Below are 18,354 nucleotides of genomic sequence, written 5' to 3' on the forward strand. Positions count from 1 at the left end.
CTCCACCTACCCCAGCCTGATTCGATAGGACAGGGCTTCGTGCACGTGGTGCACTTCGGGGCGCGATGCTCCGTCGAGGTCGGCGATGGTCCAGGCGACCCGGAGGACACGATCATGTCCGCGCATCGTGACCTGACCGCGTTCGAGGGCGATTGCGAGCGGTGCATAGGCGTCGCGCCTCGGGCGGTGCTCTGGGGCGCGCAGCCACCGCGAGACGATCCGGGCATTGATCGTCCACGGCGTCGACTCGAGTCGCCTCCTGGCGCGTCCGCGAGCTTCCTCGACCAGCCCGCGCGCCGTGGCTGTGCTGATGCTCGGGTGCGCGGCCTCCTGCCCGGTGTGGCCCAGCTGCGCCTCGTGGTCCACGAGTCGGGCCCGAGCGGCCGAGACGCGTTCGACCCGCAGCTGGAGGTCGATTCGGTCGAGCAGCGGACCGGAGAGGCGAGCGAGATAGCGTCGCGGAGCGGAGGCATCACAGCGGCACTCCGCGTCGGGGTCGCCGTGGTTGCCGCAGGGGCAGGGATTCGCGGCGAGCACGAGCTGCATCTCGGCGGGGTACGCGGCCCGGCCCTGGGCACGATGGATCTCGATGACGCCGTTCTCGAGCGGCTGGCGCATCGAGTCCAGCGTGTGGCGCGCGAACTCGGGCGCCTCGTCGAGGAAGAGCACCCCGCCCGTCGCGAGCGAGATGGCACCTGGCCTGATCAGGCCACTTCCACCGCCCAGCAGCGCGACGGCCGACGCGGTGTGGTGGGGCGCTTCGAATGGCGGCCTGCGGTCGAGGCGCGCGGCGAGCGGCATTCCTCTGAGCGAGCGCACCGCGGCGAGGGTCACGGCGGCCTCGGGCTCGAGGTCGGGGAGGATGCCGGGCAGTCGTTCCGCGAGCATGGTCTTGCCCGCGCCCGGCGGCCCCAGCATGAGCAGGTGGTGGCCGCCGGCTGCCGCGATGATGAGGGTCCGGACAGCGGCGTCGCTGCCGACCACGTCGGACAGATCGAGCGCCGACCCCGCGCTGAGCGCCCCGGTCGGGTCCTCGCTGCGCTCGCGCTCCCGCACCGCGACGGACCGCCCTGCCGAGCTCGAGGGATACTCCAGCTCCTCGGTGAGCTCATCCGCATCAGCCCCGTAGTGCAGTGCCACGGCCCGCAGCGAGGTGACGGCGACGACTCGGATGTCCTCCACGAGCTCCGCCTCCGCCTTCGAGTCCGCTGGCACGACGACGGTATCGAAGCCCGCGGCTCGCGCGGCGGCCACGGCCGGCAGGACACCGACGACGGCGCGCACCTGCCCGGTGAGCGAGAGCTCGCCGATGTGCACGGCGCGCGTCGGCGACTCGGCCGAGATGATCCCGGCAGCGGCGAGGAACGACACCGCGATCGCGAGGTCGAAGCCGGCCCCGTGCTTGCGCAACGAGGCGGGATACATGTTCGTGACGACGCGGCTCGCCGGCAGCGGGCATCCCGAGCTCTGCAGCGCCGCCCTGACGCGCTCGCGTGCCTCCCCCAGCGAGGTGTCCGGCAGCCCGACGAGCTTGAAGAACGGAAGGCCCGGGCTGATCTGCGTCTCCACCTCGACGAGCTCCCCGCCGAGCCCCTCGAGCGCGATCGCCACGGAGTGGCCGACCGTGCCCTGCGTCACGCGCCCACCCCCACGACGTGCTGCACGGTCGGTGTGCGATCGCTCGGGGCGATCACCGCGATCACGTCGAGCCGCATCGCACCGCGCTCGTCCGGGTGCGCGAGCATCCAGAGCCCCGCCAGCCGCCGCATACGGGCCAGCTTCGTCGGCGTGATCGCCTCGAGCGGATGCCCCGCCGCCGTCGACCGCCGCGCCTTCACCTCCGTGAACACGATGAACCCGCCCCGACGCGAGACGACATCGATCTCCCCCTCGCGGCACCGCCAGTTCCGCTCCAGCACATCGTGGCCGCGCTCCTCGAGATACGCGGTCGCGAGATTCTCCCCGAGCCGCCCCAGCTGATCCTTGGCACGCATCCGCACCACCTCCCTTGCCGGGAGTCTGGACCGCCACGCACCGCTCGCCCACGTCGAGGCCAGCAGCTGTGGAGCGCCGGGTGTCCACAGGACGAGCGTCAGCAGAGTCGCCGACCGACGCCGGACGCACCGCGGTCCGGAACGCGGTCCGGAACGCGGGTGCCCGCCGGCCTGGCTGCGCGTCAGCCGCGCTGCGCGAGGGCCAACGGCAGCACGGCGCTCGCGCCCGCACGACGGAGCTCACGCGAGCAGACCGTCATGGTCCAACCGCTGTCGACGAAGTCGTCGATGAGGAGCACGGGCCCCGCCGGGATATCGAGCGACCCCGCCGAGAAACGTCCCTCGACGCTGGAGAGCCGGAACGCACTGTTGCCACCCGGCTGGCCCGCCGGCCCGCCGCGAACGAGATCAAGCGACCCCAGGAGCGGCAGACGCCCCGCACTGGCGATGCCCTCGGCAAGCGAAGCGCTCAGGCGGGGCCTCGAGCGCGAGGGAACGAATACGACTCCCTGCGGCCGCGCCGCCCACTTCCACTCGGACAGGATGCGGATGCACGCCTGCAGCAACGGCCCCGTCACGGTCGTCTCCGGCCCGGCCGAGTCGAAGAGCTCACGCAGCGGACCTCCCCAGCCGAGGTCGCTGAGGCGCGCGAGCACCCGGCCCTCTGACGCCTGCTCCTCCTTGGGGATGCGCCCCTTCAGCTCGACACCGAGGCTCGCCATGCCGCTCGGCCATTGGCGCCTCGGCGCGATGTCGGCGCCGACACGATCGAGCGCGGCCCCCGCTCTCGCCTGCACCGCCGCATCCGTCGTCGAGTCGAACCAGATGCCCGCGCAGTTGTCGCAGCGCCCGCACGGCGCGGCAGTCGAGTCGTCGAGCTGACGTTGCAGGAACTCCATGCGACAGCCGTCGGTGCGCTCGTAGTCGATCATCGACTGCGCCTCCGCCGAGCGGGCCGAGGCGATACGGGCGTACCGCTCGCCGTCGTAGCTCCACGGCTGGCCGGTCGAGACCCAGCCGCCCTGCTCGCGCCGCACAGCGCCGTCGACGTCGAGCACCTTGAGCAGCAGCTCGAGGCGAGAGCGTCGGAGGTCGACCGCCGACTCGAGCGCGACCGTCGACCGCGGTGAGCCGCCAAGTGCCCCGAGGACAGCCTGCGCGCGCTCCTCGTCCGGCATCGAGACCGTCGCGAAGTACTCCCAGATCGCGCGGTCCTCCTCGCCCGGCAGCAGCAGCACGTCGGCCGACGCGCTCGAACGACCGGCTCGGCCGACCTGCTGGTAGTACGCGACCGGCGACGACGGAGCCCCGAGGTGCACGACGAACCCGAGGTCGGGCTTGTCGAACCCCATGCCGAGGGCGCTTGTGGCGACCAGGGCCTTGACCTCATTGCGCTTGAGTGCGCCCTCGAGGCGCTCGCGCTCGTCAGGGTCGGTCTTGCCCGTGTACGCGGGCGCGTGGATTCCGGCTTCCCGGAGGGCCGCAGACGTGTCTTCGGCCCCCGCGACCGTGAGGGTGTAGATGATGCCGGATCCCGGCAGCTCTTCGAGATGCTGCAGGAGCCACGCCAGCCGCTCACGAGCATTGCCGAGTCGGAGCACGCCGAGTCGGAGGCTGGCTCGCGCGAGCGGGCCGCGGATCGTGAGGATGCCGCTGCGGCCGAGCTGCTCCTCGATGTCGTGGACGACCCGCTCGTTCGCGGTCGCCGTCGTCGCGAGGACGGGGATGTCGGTGCCGAGCCCGGAGATGAGAGACGCGATGCGACGGTAGTCGGGCCGGAAGTCGTGACCCCAGTCGGAGATGCAGTGCGCCTCGTCGACCACGACAAGACCCGTGCGGTTGAGGAGCTCCGGCAGCTGCGTGTCTCGGAACTCCGGGTTGTTGAGGCGCTCGGGTGAGACGAGCAGGACGTCGATCTCGTCGGCGGCGAGCTGCTCTCGGATGCTCGCCCACTCGTGCGCGTTCGCCGACGACATGGACACCGCTCGCACGCCCGCGCGACTCGCCGCCTCGACCTGGTCGCGCATGAGGGCGAGCAGCGGCGAGATGAGGATCGTCGGCCCGGCGCCGCGGGCACGCAGCATGAGGCTCGAGATGAAGTACACGGCCGACTTGCCCCAGCCTGTGCGCTGCACGACGAGGACTCGTCGCCGCTCGTCGACGATCGCCGAGATCGCCTCGAGCTGTCCGTCGTGGAAGACCGCGTCGTCTCTGCCGACAAGCGCCCTCAGGATCTGAGTGGCTGCGGATGCGGTGGCCTCGGGAATCATCGTCTCTGTCACTCCACGAGGCTCCCATGGACCACCGACAACAGCGTCCAGTCGGCGCGTCGCGGCAAACCCGCTATTCGTCGAGCGCGAGCTCCTTGGGAAGCTCGAACTCCTTCGAGCCCGTTTCCTCGACGTTGACGTCCTTGAACGTCAGCACGCGAACCTGCTTGACGAAGCGGTCGGAACGGTAGATGTCCCACACCCACACGTCTTTCATCGTGAGCTCGAAGTAGAAATCGTGCTCGGTGTCGCGCCGCACCAGGTCCACGCTGTTCGCAAGGTAGAAGCGGCGCTCGGTCTCGATCACGTATTTGAACTGCCCCGCGACGTCGCGGTACTCGCGAAACAGGGAAAGCTCCTGCTCGCGCTCGTAATCGTCGAAATTCTCGTCGTCCATGATCCGCCCAGTCTACGGGGTCGCGGCGCGAAGCCAGGTGTGCCGGTGGAGCTCGCTCGGGCCCGCCGCGGCGATCGCCGCGAGGTGGGCCGCGCTGCCGTATCCCTTGTTCGATTCCCAGAGGTATTCGGGATGCGCCTCGCCGGCCGAGACCATGAGGGCATCTCGTTCGAGCTTCGCGATCACGGACGCTGCTGCGACCGAGGTGCAGTCCCTGTCGGCCTTCGGGCGCACCACGACACGGAGCGGCGTCGAGAGACACGGCGAGAGCCAGTCGTGCGAGCCGTCGAGCAGCACGACGGCGTCCGCGACCGGGACCCCGCTCGCGTGGAGTTCGGCGAGCGCCCGCTTGGCGGCGGCCCCGAGGCAGGCAGTGATGCCGCGCTCGTCGATCTCGATGGCGCTCGCGTACCCGACGCCGACGCTCATCGCCCATGCCTCGATGCCCGCGCGTGCTTCGAGCCGGCGCTTCGCGCTCAGCAGCTTGGAGTCGCGGACGCCTGCCGGGGGCCCGAGCTCGATTCTGCTGGCATCGATTGCGCAGGCTCCCACAGCGACAGGCCCGGCGATGGCTCCGCGCCCGACCTCGTCGACGCCGATGACGACGGGGGCGGTGAGCAGCAGCTCTCGCTCGACGTCGAGCGTCGGGTCAACGGGTGGTGTCACTCCTGGTCCGTCCGCTCAGGGACGCGGTCGAAGACCTCGGGGTAGTTGCCGAGGAAGGTGAAGCGATCGAGCGGCCAGTTCAGCAGGAACGCCTTGCCGACGACGTCGTCGACGGGCACGAAGCCGCCTCCCGGCTCGTCCTGGTGGTACCGGGAGTCCTCCGAGTTGTAGCGGTTGTCGCCCATGACCCAGAGGTGCCCCTCCGGGACGGTCACATCGAACGGCAGCCCGGAAGCCGCCTGCCCGTCCTGGAGCAGCAGGTAGGGCTCACCGACCGGCAGGCCGTTGATGAGCACCTGGCCGTACTCGTTGCAGCACGAGACCGTATCGCCAGGCAGCCCGATGACCCGCTTGATGAGGTGGTTGCTCGTCTCTTCCGGCTTGAGGCCCACGAACTCGAGGGCGCCGTCGACCGCGGCCTGCGACGGGGACTTCTCCGTCGGCGCGACGACCGGGAGCCATCCGCCCGGATCCTCGAACACGACGATGTCGCCGCGCTCGATGCCGATCATGTCCGGGACGAGGAGGTTGACGAGCACGCGGTCCTCGACGACGAGCGTGTCGTTCATCGACGCGGAGGGAATGTAGAAGGGCCGCAGCAGGAAGGTCTTGATGAGCATCGACATGACGATCGCGAGGACCGCGACGATGACGAGGTCGCGCGCGAACGAGAGCATCGCCTTGCCGAGACGGCCGGTGCGCTCCGGCGCGGGCTCATCAGCGGCGATGAGCCCCGTCGCGTGGATGGGCGCGTCGGCGATCTCGGACCCGCCCAGTCCCGCGGGACGATCGGTGCGGCCGAGGCGGTGCCTGCCCTCGTGCGGCGCTCGTCCGTGAGACGGAGCGCGGCGATCGCGCGCACTCGCGTCGACCATGGCGCCCCCTCAAGCTCGGTCCGCCGCGGCGGTTGTGATGTTTCGTCCGGATCGACACGAATGGCTCCCGCTATGGGGAGCCATTCGCCTACTGCTGAAGCTTAGTTGTCGCGCTTCTCGCGGATCTTCGCAGCCTTGCCACGACGACCACGGAGGTAGTACAGCTTCGCGCGACGCACGGCGCCGCGGGAGACGATCTCGATCTTCTCGATGACCGGGGTGTGCACGGGGAACGTGCGCTCCACACCCACCTGGAAGCTGACCTTGCGGACCGTGAAGGTCTCGCGGACGCCAGCGCCCTGACGAGCGATGACAACACCCTGGAAGACCTGGACGCGCGAGCGCGTGCCTTCGACGATGTTCACGTGCACCTTGACGGTGTCGCCGGGGCGGAAGTCTGGGACATCGCTGCGCAGCGATGCTGCGTCGATGACGTCGATAACGTTGGTCATGATTTCGCTCTCTGCAGTCGCCACAGGTCGGCTGCGAAGGTCAGTGAAGAGGTTGGCGTGCATCGCGAAGTGCTCTCTTCCCCTGTGGCAGAGTCGAGCCGCGGCACAAGGATCTAGTAAACCACGCCCGACAGACGCCCGCAATGCGAGCGCCGAGCGGAATGCACGCTCAGCTGCGCTCTTCCGGGTCGGGGTCGAGGGTGATGACCTTTCCGGCATCGGGTCCGGATGCTCCCCCACCTCCTGCGGGCGGCCCTCCCCGCCCCGACGTCCCTGGCATTCCCGGGGTCGGCATGCCAGGCATGGCGCCGAACAGGCCGAACGGATTCGCCTGCGGACCGGCGGTCTGCGCGGCCGCCAGTCGCTCCTGGACGACAGCCGTCAGCCGTCTGCGCGCGATGGAGCCCGCGACGACCATGGACAGGAACGCGGCGGCGAGCACCCACAGCCCGGGAGCGTCGGGAACCACGGCCCCGACCGCCCAGAGCAGCCAGGGCACGACGATGAGGGGGACATCGCGCAGCTGCAGGGCCTTGGACTCGCGGATGTCGGGCCTGAGCCAGAAGTTCGCGGAGAGGATGAGGAGCCCGGCGACGGCCGCGAGACCCGCGAATCCGAAGACGAACAATCGCCCGACCGGGGCGCCGAGGATGAGCCACCCCACGAACTGCCAGGCGGCGAGGAAGAGCGCCGCGGGGAGGAGTGCGCGGTAGATGAGTCGGCCGATGCCCATGTGCCAACGCTACGGGAGGTTCCCGAGCGAAGGCAGATCGTTCGCTCACGGCACGAGCGCCGGTACGATTGTCGGATGATCGAGCTGCGCACCCAGAAGGAAATCGAAGAGATGCGACCCGCGGGGCGCTTCGTCGCCGAGGTGCTCAGCGAGCTCTCGCAGAGCGCCGCAGTGGGCACGAACCTCCTGGAGCTCGATGCTCGAGCGCACGAGCTGATCACCAAGCGCGGCGCGAAGAGCTGCTACATCGACTACCACCCCTCCTTCGGCAACTCACCGTTCGGCAAGGTCATCTGCACGTCGGTCAACGATGCCGTCCTGCACGGCCTTCCCCACGACTACTCCCTCAAGGACGGCGACCTGCTGACGCTCGACTTCGCGGTCGCCGTCGACGGCTGGGTCAGCGATTCGGCCATCACCGTCGCGGTCGGCACGCCCCGTGAGGCGGACCTGCGCCTCGTGGCGACGACGGAGGTGGCACTGGATGCGGCCATCGAGGCCGCGCGCCCGGGCAACAAGCTCGGTGACATCTCCCATGCCATCGGCCAGGTCGCGAAGAACGCCGGCTACCCCGTCAACGTCGAGTTCGGCGGCCACGGAGTCGGCCGCACCATGCACCAGGAGCCGAGCGTCCCGAACCGCGGGCGCGCCAACCGGGGCATGCCGCTCAAGCCGGGTCTCGTGCTGGCCATCGAGCCGTGGTTCCTCGAGACGACGGACAAGCTGGTCCAGGACGCGGACGGCTGGACGCTGCGCAGCGCAGACGGCTCGCGAGGCGCGCACAGCGAGCACACCGTCGTGATCACCGACGGCGACCCGATCATCCTGACGGCGCGCAGCTAGCGCGCCGAGCGCCGAGCGGCTAGCGGGCCTCGGGCGGCAGCAGCTCGGGGCGGACGCGTCGCGTGCGTTCGATCTGCTGCTCATGGCGCCAGCTGGCGATCTTCGCGTGGTGCCCGCTCAGGAGCACGTCTGGCACCTCGCGGCCGCGCCACACGGCGGGCTTCGTGTAGCTCGGGTACTCGAGCAGGCCATCCTCGTGCGACTCCTCGACCAGCGACTCGGGGTTGCCGACGACCCCGGGAACCAGGCGACCGAAGGCTTCGATCATGGCCGTGACGGCCACCTCTCCCCCGTTGAGCACGTAGTCGCCGAGACTCACGAGCTCGACTCTGGCGCGCTGCGCGGTGTCGTCGAAGACACGCTGGTCGATGCCCTCGTACCGCCCGCAGCCGAACACGATGTGCTTCTCGAGCGCGTAGCGCCGAGCGGTCGCCTGCGTGAAGACCGTTCCGGCGGGTGATGGGAAGACGACGAGGGGTCTGGTGTCGCCATCGCCCACCTCCTGGGCTGCCGCGTCGGTGCCAGCAGCCGTCTCGGCGTCGACGGCCTCGTCGAGGATCCTGTCGATCGTCTGCCCCCACGGCTCTGGCTTCATGACCATGCCGGCGCCACCGCCGTAGGGAGTGTCGTCCACCGTGCGGTGCCGGTCGGTCGTCGCGTCGCGCAGGTCGTGCACCCGAACGTCGATGATGCCGTCCTGCCGCGCCCTGCCGAGCAGGGAGACATCGAGCACCTGGAAGAACTCGGGAAAGATGGTGACGATGTCGACGCGCATGGGCTCCAGCTTAAGCGAATGCGCGCCCGCGGTTGATCGCGGGCGCGCAGACGTGAGGATGGTGGAGGCTCGGTTACTCGGCCTCGGTCTTGGCAGCGACGGGCTCGGCCGATGCTGCGGCGGGTGACTCCTCGATCTCCTCGAAGAGGCCACCAGGGGGCGTGACGCTGACGATGCCGGCCTCGAGGTCGACGTCGGCGACGATGGCCTTGACGAGCGGGACGAGCACTTCCGCGTCTGCGGTCTTCACGACGAGCAGGTCCTGTGCGGGGAAGTGCTCGACACGGACGACCTGGCCGACGGAGACGCCCTCGCGCTGGACGTCGAGTCCGACGAGCTGGTGGTCGTACCAGGCGTCGTCTTCGAGCTCCTCAGCGTCGTTGGAGTCGACCCAGAGGATCGCCTTGGCGAGGCTCTCGGCCGCTGTGCGGTCGGAGACCCCGACGAAGAAGCCGACCGGGTGGCCGTTGTACCAGCGGAGCTCCTGGAGCTCCAGGCTCTTGCCGTGCCACTCGCTCTCGGCGGGCACCTGCAGGCTGAAGCTGGCGCCCGGCACGAAGCGCCGGGCTGGCTCGTCGGTGAAGAGCTCGAGCTTGACGGCACCCTTGAGCCCGTGGGCCTTGGTGAGCCGCCCCACTCGGAGCTCGGTGATGCCCTTCTTCTTGCCTGCCACCTCAGTCGTCAACTACGTCGACGCGGACTCGGCGGCCATCGGCAAGGGCGGTCACGACGGTACGCAGCGCCTTGGCAGTGCGGCCGGAGCGACCGATGACGCGGCCGAGGTCCTCGGAGTGCACACGCACTTCGAGGACCTCGCCGCGTGCAGCCGTGCTGCGGTCCACGCGGACATCGTCGGGGTGATCGACGATTCCCTTGACGAGATGTTCCAGCGCGGAAGCGAGCATGACTAGGCCTCGACCTCTTCGGTCGCTGCTTCTTCGGTGACCTCGGCGGCCGGAGCTGCCTTCGGCTCAGCCTTCGGGCGGAGGACCGGCTTCTTGCCGGCGTCTGCCACGAACGGAGCCTTGGCCTCGGGTGCCTTGACCTGGTTCTCGGTCGAGCCTTCGCCCGTGAACTTGCCCCAGTCGCCCGTGAGCTTGAGCAGGACGACGACGGCCTCGGAGGCCTGTGCGCCGACGCTCAGCCAGTACTGTGCACGCTCCGAGTTGACCTCGATGAACGAGGGGTTCTCGGTGGGGTGGTACTTGCCGATCTCCTCGATGACGCGACCGTCGCGCTTGGTGCGCGAGTCGGCGACGACGATGCGGTAGTAGGGTGCCCGGATCTTTCCAAGGCGCTTCAGACGAATTTTGACAGCCACGTGTCTCCTGATGGTGTGTGTATCGGCGAACGACAGCCGGAGGGCGTGGGGCACACTCGGCAGAGCTCAATGGTGAACCGTGGGCCGGATTAGAGGGTCGAGCCCACGAGGCTCAACTGCCTAGTTTGGCAGATTCTCGGCCAGTTAGCCAACCGCAGAATCGTCACCGGACCCCGAACGACCCTGTGGGTCGATCGCAGCCTCATTCGCGCGCTCCGCTCGGCGCTGTCTGCGCTGCACGAAGAAGAGGATGATTCCACCCACGAGGACGAGGAGAACGGCGCCGATGACGTATGGCACGAAGTCCTGGGCCCCGGTCGTGGCGAGTTCTGCGAGGGCATCCGAGTAGCGCATGAGGCCTCCGATCTCGGGCGGCGCGTGCCGTCGCCCGACTCCTCCTCCTATATTGCGGCGGATGCGGATCGGGCCGCAATGCAGACACGCCGCGGGCCCTGGTGCGTCTACGCTTCAACCATGCGTTTCGCCTCATCAGAGCGTTCGACACTCGGTGTCGAATGGGAGCTCGGTATCGTCGACGCTGAGTCGCGCGAACTGACCGGCATCGGCCATGAACTGATCTCTCGTCTCGACGATGAGCGGTTCACGAAGGAGTTCCTCACGAACACCGTCGAACTCGTGACGGGCGTGCACCGCTCGGCGGGGTCGGCGGTCGGCGAGCTCCGGGGACTCAGGGACGAGCTGCTGACCGCCGCGGATGCCGCCGGCGCCAGCGTGATCGGCTCTGGCACGCATCCGTTCTCCAAGTGGCGCGAGCAGCAGCGCTCGCCCGGTGAGCGCTACCGCATGGTCGCGGAGCGATCCGGTCGCTGGGGAGGCCAGCTCGCGATCTGGGGCGTGCACACGCACGTCGGGGTCGAGGACTGCCGGAAGGTCCCGGCGATCATGCGAGCCGGATTGGCGAACTACCCGCTCATGCTCGCACTCTCGACATCGAGCCCGTATTGGCAGGGCGAGGACACGACGTTCAGCTCGCACCGCACGATGATCTTCCAGCAGCTCCCGACCGGCGGCCTCCCGCCGGAGATGGAGACGTGGGAGGACTACGAGCGCGTCGCTCACGATGTGCTGCACACGGGGATCGTCGACGAGGTGCAGGAGCTGCGCTGGGATGTGCGCCCGTCAGCACAGTGGGGCACGGTGGAGATCCGCATCTCGGATGGGGCGACCAACCTCCGCGAGCTCGGGGCCATGGTCGCGCTCAACCACGTGATCGTGGAGCACGCGTCTCGCGAGCTCGACGCGGGGCGCGACACGGATCGGCTTCCCTCGTGGTTCGTCCGTGAGAACAAGTGGCGCGCCGCGCGCTACGGGCTCGACGCCACCATCATCGAGGATTCGGAGGGCAACGAGCGTCCCGTGACCGAGGTGCTCGCCGAGCGCATCCAGGGCGACTACCTGCGAGTCGCCGAGGACCTGGGCTGCGCTGACGAGCTCGCAGCGATCGCGGACATCATCGAGAGCGGGTCGTCGAGCGACCGCCAGCGCCGCGTGGCCGAGGAGCACGACGGCGCGCTTGTGCCCGTCGTCGACTCCCTCATCGCCGAGCTCAAGGCCTGACGCGGCCCTTCGCAAGGCCTCGAAGTCGGACCGCCAGACTTTGTTACTTTGTCAGGACATTAGGTGTATGCTGACTCTCGTCCTCGTTCACCATCGGACTGAAAGTTGTACAGAGCCGTATGACCACTACAACAGCTACGTCGCCCCTCGACCTCATCACGCTCGGTCGTGTCGGCGTCGACATCTACCCCCTCCAGACCGGAGTCGGGCTCGAGGACGTCTCGACCTTCGGGAAGTTCCTCGGCGGCAGTGCGACCAACGTCGCCGTCGCCGGAGCCAAGCACGGACTGAGCTCGGCGGTCATCACCCGCACGGGAGACGACCCCTTCGGACGGTACATCGTCCGCGAGCTCGAGCGCCTCGGCGTCAAGAGCGACTTCGTCACCCGCGATGACTCGCTTGCGACCCCGGTCACGTTCTGCGAGATCTTCCCTCCGGACGACTTCCCCCTCTACTTCTACCGCCAGCCGAAGGCTCCGGACCTCAACATCGAGACAGAGACGCTCGACCTCGACGCGATCCGTGACGCCAAGATCTTCTGGGCGACGGTGACCGGCCTCTCCGAGGAGCCGAGCCGCGCGGCCCACCACGCGGCGTTCGCAGCTCGCGCTCGCCGCGACCACACCATCCTCGACCTCGACTACCGTGCCATGTTCTGGCCGGACGCGGCCACCGCGACGGCCGCCATCGAGCCCATCCTCGCGCAGTCGACCATCGCCATCGGCAACAAGGAGGAGTGCGAGGTCGCAGTCGGCGAGACCGAGCCGCAGCGCGCAGCTGATGCGCTCCTCGAGCGAGGCGTCGACATCGCGGTCGTCAAGCAGGGCCCCCGCGGCGTGCTCGCGAAGACCCGAGAGGGCTCCATCGAGGTGCCAACGCACTTCGTCGACGTCGTCAACGGCCTCGGAGCTGGCGACAGCTTCGGAGGGGCCTTCTGCAAGGGACTCATCGCCGGGTGGGACCTCGAGCACATCCTGCGCTTCGCGAACGTCGCGGGAGCCATCGTGGCGTCGCGACTCGAGTGCTCGACCGCGATGCCCTCGACGGCGGAGGTCGACGAGATCCTGAAGGAGAACTCCCTTGCCTGAGCACTACCGGATCCTCGACGACGCGGCCTTCGAGCGGCTGCGTGACGCTCGAGCCGACGGCCCCTCCGCGTTGCGGGCGGCCCTCGCCAATCGTGTTCGACGCTCGTCGCTGCTCCCCGAGGATCGCCGACTGTTCTTCGTCGCCGCCGACCACCCGGCACGTGGCGCCCTCGGCGTCCGCGACGACGCCATGGCGATGGCCGACCGCTACGACCTGCTCGACCGGCTCGCGCTCGCCCTGTCCCGCCCCGGCGTGGACGGCGTGCTCGGCACACCCGACATCATCGACGACCTGGCCCTGCTCGGCGTGCTCGACGACAAGCTCATCGTCGGCTCCATGAACCGCGGCGGGCTCCGCGGCGCGAGCTTCGAGATGGACGACCGCTTCACGGGCTACGACGTCGAGTCGATGGTTCGCGACGGCATCGACTTCGCGAAGACGCTCGTCCGCGTGAATCTCGCGGATGCGGGCACCGTCTCGACGCTGGAGGCCAACGCCCGCGCCGTCGACGACGCAGCGGCGGCGTCCCTCCCGATCATGCTCGAGCCGTTCATGAGCGAGTGGAAGGACGGCCGGATCGTCAACGACCTCTCCCCCGACGCCGTCATCAACTCGATCGCCATCACCTCCGGGCTCGGCAACAGCTCGGGCTCGACCTGGATGAAGCTGCCCGTCGTCCCCGAGATGGAACGCGTCATGGCGGCGACGACACTCCCGACGCTGCTGCTCGGCGGAGAGCCGAACGGCGACCAGGAGGCGGTGTACGCCAAGTGGGCCGACGCCCTCGCCCTCCCCGGTGTTCGCGGGCTCGTCGTCGGCCGCACGCTTCTCTACCCCGCCGATGGCGACGTCGCTGCCGCCGTCGACACGGCCGCGAGCCTCGTGCACACCCCGAGCTGAGCTCGGACCCCCAACACCCTCTCGTCGCGGCAGCTGCCGCATCCACCAGCGCCGCTCCTGGCCGGCGCACCACAGCGAAGGAAGATCAATGACTGACACTGCTCTGCCCACGATCCAGCACTGGATCGACGGCGCCCCCTCGACCTCGACGCCCGCGCGCACCTCGCCCGTCTTCAACCCCGCCCTCGGCACCGCGACGAGCAACGTCGCTCTCGCCGACGACGCAGAGATCAACGCCGCGATCGCCGCCGCGAAGGCCGCGTTCCCCGGCTGGTCGAACACCTCGATCGCGAAGCGCCAGAACATCATCTTCAAGTTCCGTGAGCTGTTGAACGAGCGGAAGCTCGAGCTCGCGCGCATCATCACCTCCGAGCACGGCAAGGTCGTCTCCGACGCCGCTGGCGAGATCCAGCGGGGCCTCGAGGTCGTGGAGCTCGCGACCGGGTTCCCCCACATCATGAAGGGCGACTTCACCGAGAACGCCTCCACCGGCGTCGACGTGTTCTCCATCAAGCAGGCCCGGGCGGCGGGGCGGCAAGGGCGAGGCAAGCAGGCGGGGCCACGGGCGGCGCTCAGGCGGCGGGCTGGTCCTCGGTGCGGTGGATGCGCTGCCCCACGACGGCGGACACGCCGTCCTGCCGCATCGAGACGCCGTAGAGGGCGTCGGCGATCTCCATCGTGCGCTTCTGGTGGGTGATGACGATGAGTTGGCTGGACGCGCGGAGCTCCTCGAAGACCGCGAGGAGCCGACCGAGGTTCGCGTCGTCGAGGGCGGCCTCGACCTCATCCATGATGTAGAACGGGCTGGGTCTGGCCTTGAAGATGGACACGAGGATCGCGACCGCCGCGAGCGAGCGCTCGCCGCCGGAGAGCAGCGAGAGGCGCTCGATCTTCTTGCCGGCCGGCCGCACCGAGACCTCGATGCCGGTCGTGAGCATGTCGTCGGGCGCGGTGAGCGTGATGTCGCCGGAGCCGCCAGGGAAGAGGATCGGGAAGACCGTGTGGAACGCGGCCCGGGTGTCCTCGAAGGCGGCCTCGAAGACGGTGCGCATGCGCTCGTCGATGTCGCCCACGATGCGCAGCAGGTCGGCCTTCGTCGCGGCGAGGTCGTCGAGCTGGTCGGCGAGGAACGCGTGCCGCTGCTCGAGCGCCGCGAACTCCTCGAGTGCCAGCGGGTTGATGCGGCCGAGCGTGGACATCTTGCGCTCTGCCGCGGCGAGGCGCGCCTGCTGCTCCGCGCGAACGAACGGCACGCCCACGAACTCCTCCTCGGCGTCGCCCTCGAGGGTTGCGGCGAGGTCGTCGTCGAGGTGCTCCGCGAGCGCGGGGATGGCCCCGGCCGAGATCGCTGCCGCGGCCTGGGCAGCGGTACTGCTCTCGGCGCTGCCGTCGGTCTGCTCGGCGGTGGTGCCGGAGCGCTCAGCGCTGTCGGTGTCGGCTGCGGTGTCTGAGGTGCTGGCGGCACTGGATGCACTCGCCTGGCCGGCTGCGTCGGTCGCCTCGCCCTCGCCCTCGCCCGCGACCTCGTGCCTGGCCCGCTGCTCGGCAAGTGCGGAGGCGATGCGCTCGGCCTTGGCGCGGAGCGCGTCGTCGTCCGCTGGCACGAGCTGGTCGGGACCGTACTCGGCGACGAGGACCGCCTCGGCGAGGCGCAGCTCGCTCGCTGCCCGCTCGAGGGTGGAGCGCAGGGAGCTCTTCTTCTCGTAGATCTGCAGCTCGATCGAGTGCACGTCCTCGGTGATCTCGCTGAGGCGCGCTCGCAGCTGCTGCTCCGTCTGGCGGAGCTGGCCGAGTTCCTCGTGCTGGGCGGCGCGTTCGCGCTCGGCTTCGGCGAGCTGCTGCTGGGCTTCGGCGAGCGACGCCTGGACGGCGGCGGTGAGGCTCGGTATGGCGGCGAGCACGCGTTCGGTCTGGGCGAGTTCGGCACGGCGCACGACCGTCTCCCTGGCGGCCTTGTCGGCAGCCTGACGGTCGGCTTCGAGCTGACGGACGAGGGATTCGGCGCGGAGCCGCTCGCTTCGAGACCGCTCGCGCAGCGTCTCGAGCTGGAGTCGGGCCTCGACCTCGGCTTCGCGGGCACGCTCGACGGCGGCATTGGCGTCGACGCGCGCTGAGGAGTCGAGCTCGGGGCGCGGCAGGGCCTCGTGCTCGCCGAGCGCCGCCTTCGCCGCGAGCGCCGCCTGCTCTGCGGCTTCGACGCCACTCGAGGCGAGGTCGAAGGCCTTCGCAGCGCGCGCGAGCTCGGCGCTGCCCGCATCCACTCGCGCGCTTGCCCGGTTGAGCTGCTCTCGCTCGGCGGCGAGGGCGCCGTCGAAGGCGCGGAGGGCGTCGAGCGTGCGCTTCGCCTCGGCCTTCGCCGCCTGCGACGCGGCCCGGTGCTCGGCGAGCGCAAGCGCGGCCTGGTCGAGTTCGTCGGTGACGACGGTGAGGCGAGCGGATGCTCGGTCGCGGGCGGCGAGCAGCTCGAGTCGGCTGGTGCCCTCCTCCGCGAACCCGCCGCGGAGCGAGGTGCTCGTGACGACCTCGCCTGCTCTGGTGACGACGGTGAGCGCTGCGCCTGCGGGGGCCGAGGCGTCCGAGGACGACAGCGCGGCCATCGCCGCGCGTGCCTCGTCGAGCGTCTCGCTGACGTGTACGTGGGCGAGCAGGGCGGTGATGGCGGGTGGCCCCTGCACCAGCTCTGCCGCGGGGCGGAGCCCCTCTGGCAGCGTCGGGTTCGCGGAGCCCGACTGGAGGGGCCCGCCCTCGCCGAGCTCGGCGACGATCTCGACGAGCCCGAGCTTCTCCCCCGTGGCGTGCGCGAGCACGCGGAACGCGGCATCGGCGTCGCTCGCGAGCACCGCGTCAGCCGTCGAGCCGAGGGCGGCGGCGATGGCGGCCTCGTAGCCCTCGTCGATGCGGAGGTGCTCGGCGACGGGGCCTTCGACCCCCTCGAGGCGTGCGGCGAGCAGCGCGGCGGTGCCGTCTTTCGCGGCTGTCGCGAGGGTGAGCGCCTGCACGCGCGCCTGGAGGGCGTCGCGCTCTCGCTCGAGCTCGTGGGCGCGGGTGCGTCCGGCGTCGAGTGCCTGCTCCGCTTCACGCTGTGCCGCCTCGGCGCGCTTGTAGGCGGCGTCGAGCTCGCTCGAGTCGGAGGCGCTCTGGACTGCGGTCGCGTCGAGCTGCTCCTTCGCCTTCGTCGCTTGCGCGAGGCGGTCGCTTGCCGCGTCGCGTGCGTTGCGTTGCCTGAGCACCTCACCCCGCACGGATGCCAGCTTCGACGCGGCCGTGTCGGCGGCGCCGCGCAGCTCGCTGCGGCTGAGGTCGTAGGCGGAGATCCGTGTCGCCTGGGCCTGGATCTCCACGTCGATGCGGTCGAGGGCGGCACGCGCATCCTGCGTGGCGAGCTTCGTCGCCTCCCAGAGAGCTTCGGCCTCGGCGGCGCGCCCCGCGAGCGCCTCCGTCTCGCGACGGGCTGCGTCCACCGCCTCGAGGGTCACGCTCGGCACGAACGCGGGCGATTCGAGGCGCGAGACGAGGAGCCCCTTGCGCTGCGAGGCGAGCGCGTTGAGGTTCTGGATGCGTTCGCGCACGCTCTCGAGGTCGAACACGACCCGGCGCGCGCCGTCGGCAGCGTCTCCGCGGTTCTCGGCGGCGAGCAGCTCGGCTCGGTTGAGGGCGGCCGTGAGCTTCTCCTGCAGCACGACCCGCTCCTCGGAGCGCTCCTGCTCGATGCCGGTCGCGAGCCGCAGGGCTGCGCGCAGCTGCACGACGTCGTCGGCGAGCAGGCGTGCCTTCGCGTCGCGGGCGATGGCCTGGATTCCCTGCGCTCGCCTCGCGATGTCGGCCTGCCGGGAGAGGGGCTTCAGCTGTCGGCGCACCTCGTTCGTGAGGTCGCGCAGGCGCGTGAGGTTGGCCTCCATGGCCTCGAGCTTGCGCACCGTCTTCTCCTTGCGGCGGCGATGCTTGAGAATCCCTGCTGCCTCCTCGATGAAGCCTCGGCGCTCCTCCGGCGTCGCGCGGAGCACGGCGTCGAGGCGCCCCTGCCCCACGATGACGTGCATCTCCTTGCCGAGACCGGTGTCGCTCAGCAGCTCCTGCACGTCGAGGAGCCGTACGCCGTCGCCGTTGATGGCGTACTCGGAGCCGCCGTTGCGGAACAGGGTGCGACGGATCGTCACCTCGCTGTACTCGATGGGCAGCATCCCGTCGGCGTTGTCGATCGTGAGCGTCACCTCGGCGCGGCCCAGCGGCCCACGCGTCGCGGTTCCGGCGAAGATGACGTCCTCCATCTTGCCGCCGCGGAGGCTCTTCGCGCCCTGCTCGCCCATCACCCAGGCGAGCGCATCCACGACGTTCGACTTGCCTGAGCCGTTCGGCCCGACGACGCACGTGACCCCGGGTTCGAGCGCAAGCGTCGTCGGCTGCGCGAACGACTTGAAGCCCTTCATCGTGAGGCTCTTCAGGTGCATGCGCGCTCGCTGG

18 protein-coding genes and 1 pseudogene are annotated in these 18,354 nt (G+C 69.8%); 5 read left to right on the forward strand and 14 right to left on the reverse strand.

Annotated elements, in window-relative coordinates:
- Window positions 1-6: 6 nt before the first annotated feature.
- The 8 genes from GV007_RS10815 to GV007_RS10850 form a co-directional block, all read right to left on the reverse strand.
- Window positions 7-1,638 carry a YifB family Mg chelatase-like AAA ATPase gene (locus GV007_RS10815; RefSeq protein ID WP_160072499.1) on the reverse strand — a complete coding sequence of 544 codons (1,632 nt, stop codon included), beginning with the start codon at window positions 1,636-1,638 and terminating at the stop codon, window positions 7-9.
- The gene (locus tag GV007_RS10820; protein ID WP_104240678.1) at window positions 1,635-1,994 is read right to left on the reverse strand and encodes a YraN family protein; all 360 of its coding nucleotides are present in this window, start codon (window positions 1,992-1,994) and stop codon (window positions 1,635-1,637) included. The genes GV007_RS10815 and GV007_RS10820 overlap by 4 nt, the downstream gene beginning before the upstream one ends.
- Before the next feature lie 182 nt (window positions 1,995-2,176).
- On the reverse strand, window positions 2,177-4,264 hold the full coding sequence (locus GV007_RS10825; protein ID WP_160074216.1) for a RecQ family ATP-dependent DNA helicase: 2,088 nt from the start codon (window positions 4,262-4,264) through the stop codon (window positions 2,177-2,179).
- Window positions 4,265-4,337: 73 nt separating this feature from the next.
- On the reverse strand, window positions 4,338-4,661 hold the full coding sequence (locus tag GV007_RS10830) for a DUF2469 family protein (RefSeq protein ID WP_068484088.1): 324 nt from the start codon (window positions 4,659-4,661) through the stop codon (window positions 4,338-4,340).
- A gap of 12 nt (window positions 4,662-4,673) precedes the next feature.
- A complete protein-coding gene (locus GV007_RS10835) occupies window positions 4,674-5,327 on the reverse strand; it encodes a ribonuclease HII (RefSeq protein ID WP_160072501.1) in 654 nt (217 codons plus the stop codon).
- Window positions 5,324-6,202: a signal peptidase I gene (gene lepB, locus GV007_RS10840; protein WP_236558467.1), complete on the reverse strand. Its 879-nt coding sequence runs from the start codon at window positions 6,200-6,202 to the stop codon at window positions 5,324-5,326. Before lepB ends, GV007_RS10835 begins: the two co-directional genes overlap by 4 nt.
- A gap of 101 nt (window positions 6,203-6,303) precedes the next feature.
- Window positions 6,304-6,654 (reverse strand): 50S ribosomal protein L19, encoded by a 351-nt coding sequence (gene rplS, locus GV007_RS10845; protein ID WP_068484112.1) that lies wholly within the window; start codon window positions 6,652-6,654, stop codon window positions 6,304-6,306.
- Between the two features lie 169 nt (window positions 6,655-6,823).
- Window positions 6,824-7,387, reverse strand: coding sequence for a hypothetical protein (locus GV007_RS10850; RefSeq protein WP_160072503.1), 564 nt, complete (start codon window positions 7,385-7,387; stop codon window positions 6,824-6,826).
- Between the two features lie 75 nt (window positions 7,388-7,462).
- Between GV007_RS10850 and map the strand changes: the two genes are divergently transcribed.
- Window positions 7,463-8,230, forward strand: a complete 768-nt coding sequence (gene map / locus GV007_RS10855; protein ID WP_104330925.1) for a type I methionyl aminopeptidase — start codon at window positions 7,463-7,465, stop codon at window positions 8,228-8,230.
- A 19-nt stretch (window positions 8,231-8,249) separates the two neighbouring features.
- On the opposite strand, the gene trmD is transcribed toward map, so the two are convergent.
- The 5 genes from trmD to GV007_RS10880 all read right to left on the reverse strand — a co-directional run bounded on the left by trmD (window position 8,250) and on the right by GV007_RS10880 (window position 10,680).
- Window positions 8,250-9,005, reverse strand: a complete 756-nt coding sequence (gene trmD / locus GV007_RS10860) for a tRNA (guanosine(37)-N1)-methyltransferase TrmD (protein WP_160072505.1) — start codon at window positions 9,003-9,005, stop codon at window positions 8,250-8,252.
- Between the two features lie 73 nt (window positions 9,006-9,078).
- Window positions 9,079-9,678, reverse strand: a complete 600-nt coding sequence (rimM, locus tag GV007_RS10865; protein ID WP_416362335.1) for a ribosome maturation factor RimM — start codon at window positions 9,676-9,678, stop codon at window positions 9,079-9,081.
- A gap of 1 nt (window position 9,679) precedes the next feature.
- A complete protein-coding gene (locus tag GV007_RS10870) occupies window positions 9,680-9,910 on the reverse strand; it encodes an RNA-binding protein (protein WP_068484100.1) in 231 nt (76 codons plus the stop codon).
- 2 nt (window positions 9,911-9,912) lie between these two features.
- Complete coding sequence (gene rpsP / locus GV007_RS10875; RefSeq protein WP_160072507.1) at window positions 9,913-10,326, reverse strand: 30S ribosomal protein S16; 414 nt, start codon at window positions 10,324-10,326, stop codon at window positions 9,913-9,915.
- Window positions 10,327-10,470: 144 nt separating this feature from the next.
- Window positions 10,471-10,680: an LPXTG cell wall anchor domain-containing protein gene (locus GV007_RS10880; RefSeq protein WP_160072509.1), complete on the reverse strand. Its 210-nt coding sequence runs from the start codon at window positions 10,678-10,680 to the stop codon at window positions 10,471-10,473.
- Between the two features lie 120 nt (window positions 10,681-10,800).
- Here GV007_RS10880 and GV007_RS10885 point away from each other — a divergent pair, with 120 nt between their 5' ends.
- The 4 genes and pseudogenes from GV007_RS10885 to GV007_RS19215 all read left to right on the forward strand — a co-directional run.
- Window positions 10,801-11,904, forward strand: coding sequence for a glutamate--cysteine ligase (locus tag GV007_RS10885; protein ID WP_201297659.1), 1,104 nt, complete (start codon window positions 10,801-10,803; stop codon window positions 11,902-11,904).
- Between the two features lie 119 nt (window positions 11,905-12,023).
- Entirely contained in the window at window positions 12,024-12,992 is a 969-nt protein-coding gene (iolC, locus tag GV007_RS10890; RefSeq protein WP_104330922.1) for a 5-dehydro-2-deoxygluconokinase, read from the forward strand.
- Window positions 12,985-13,893, forward strand: a complete 909-nt coding sequence (locus tag GV007_RS10895) for a Cgl0159 family (beta/alpha)8-fold protein (RefSeq protein WP_160072513.1) — start codon at window positions 12,985-12,987, stop codon at window positions 13,891-13,893. The genes iolC and GV007_RS10895 overlap by 8 nt, the downstream gene beginning before the upstream one ends.
- Window positions 13,894-13,981: 88 nt before the next feature.
- Window positions 13,982-14,410 (forward strand): annotated as a pseudogene (locus tag GV007_RS19215) (aldehyde dehydrogenase family protein); the annotation flags it as partial.
- Window positions 14,411-14,465: 55 nt separating this feature from the next.
- Here the strand turns inward: GV007_RS19215 and GV007_RS10905 are convergent.
- Window positions 14,466-18,341: an AAA family ATPase gene (locus tag GV007_RS10905; RefSeq protein ID WP_160072517.1), complete on the reverse strand. Its 3,876-nt coding sequence runs from the start codon at window positions 18,339-18,341 to the stop codon at window positions 14,466-14,468.
- Window positions 18,342-18,354 lie beyond the last annotated feature (13 nt).

This window comes from Pseudoclavibacter sp. 8L, assembly GCF_902506465.1.
Lineage (GTDB): Bacteria > Actinomycetota > Actinomycetes > Actinomycetales > Microbacteriaceae > Pseudoclavibacter.

What these genes read in the sequence shown, in the direction of transcription:
- trmD (WP_160072505.1), bottom strand. Translation starts at nt 9,005, where the DNA reads ATGCGCGTCGACATCGTCACCATCTTTCCCGAGTTCTTCCAGGTGCTC.
- rplS (WP_068484112.1), bottom strand. Translation starts at nt 6,654, where the DNA reads ATGACCAACGTTATCGACGTCATCGACGCAGCATCGCTGCGCAGCGAT.
- GV007_RS10825 (WP_160074216.1), bottom strand. Translation starts at nt 4,264, where the DNA reads ATGATTCCCGAGGCCACCGCATCCGCAGCCACTCAGATCCTGAGGGCG.
- GV007_RS10880 (WP_160072509.1), bottom strand. Translation starts at nt 10,680, where the DNA reads ATGCGCTACTCGGATGCCCTCGCAGAACTCGCCACGACCGGGGCCCAG.
- iolC (WP_104330922.1), top strand. Translation starts at nt 12,024, where the DNA reads ATGACCACTACAACAGCTACGTCGCCCCTCGACCTCATCACGCTCGGT.
- GV007_RS10820 (WP_104240678.1), bottom strand. Translation starts at nt 1,994, where the DNA reads ATGCGTGCCAAGGATCAGCTGGGGCGGCTCGGGGAGAATCTCGCGACC.
- map (WP_104330925.1), top strand. Translation starts at nt 7,463, where the DNA reads ATGATCGAGCTGCGCACCCAGAAGGAAATCGAAGAGATGCGACCCGCG.
- GV007_RS10905 (WP_160072517.1), bottom strand. Translation starts at nt 18,341, where the DNA reads ATGCACCTGAAGAGCCTCACGATGAAGGGCTTCAAGTCGTTCGCGCAG.
- lepB (WP_236558467.1), bottom strand. Translation starts at nt 6,202, where the DNA reads ATGGTCGACGCGAGTGCGCGCGATCGCCGCGCTCCGTCTCACGGACGA.
- GV007_RS10830 (WP_068484088.1), bottom strand. Translation starts at nt 4,661, where the DNA reads ATGGACGACGAGAATTTCGACGATTACGAGCGCGAGCAGGAGCTTTCC.
- GV007_RS10850 (WP_160072503.1), bottom strand. Translation starts at nt 7,387, where the DNA reads ATGGGCATCGGCCGACTCATCTACCGCGCACTCCTCCCCGCGGCGCTC.
- GV007_RS10870 (WP_068484100.1), bottom strand. Translation starts at nt 9,910, where the DNA reads ATGCTCGCTTCCGCGCTGGAACATCTCGTCAAGGGAATCGTCGATCAC.
- GV007_RS10885 (WP_201297659.1), top strand. Translation starts at nt 10,801, where the DNA reads ATGCGTTTCGCCTCATCAGAGCGTTCGACACTCGGTGTCGAATGGGAG.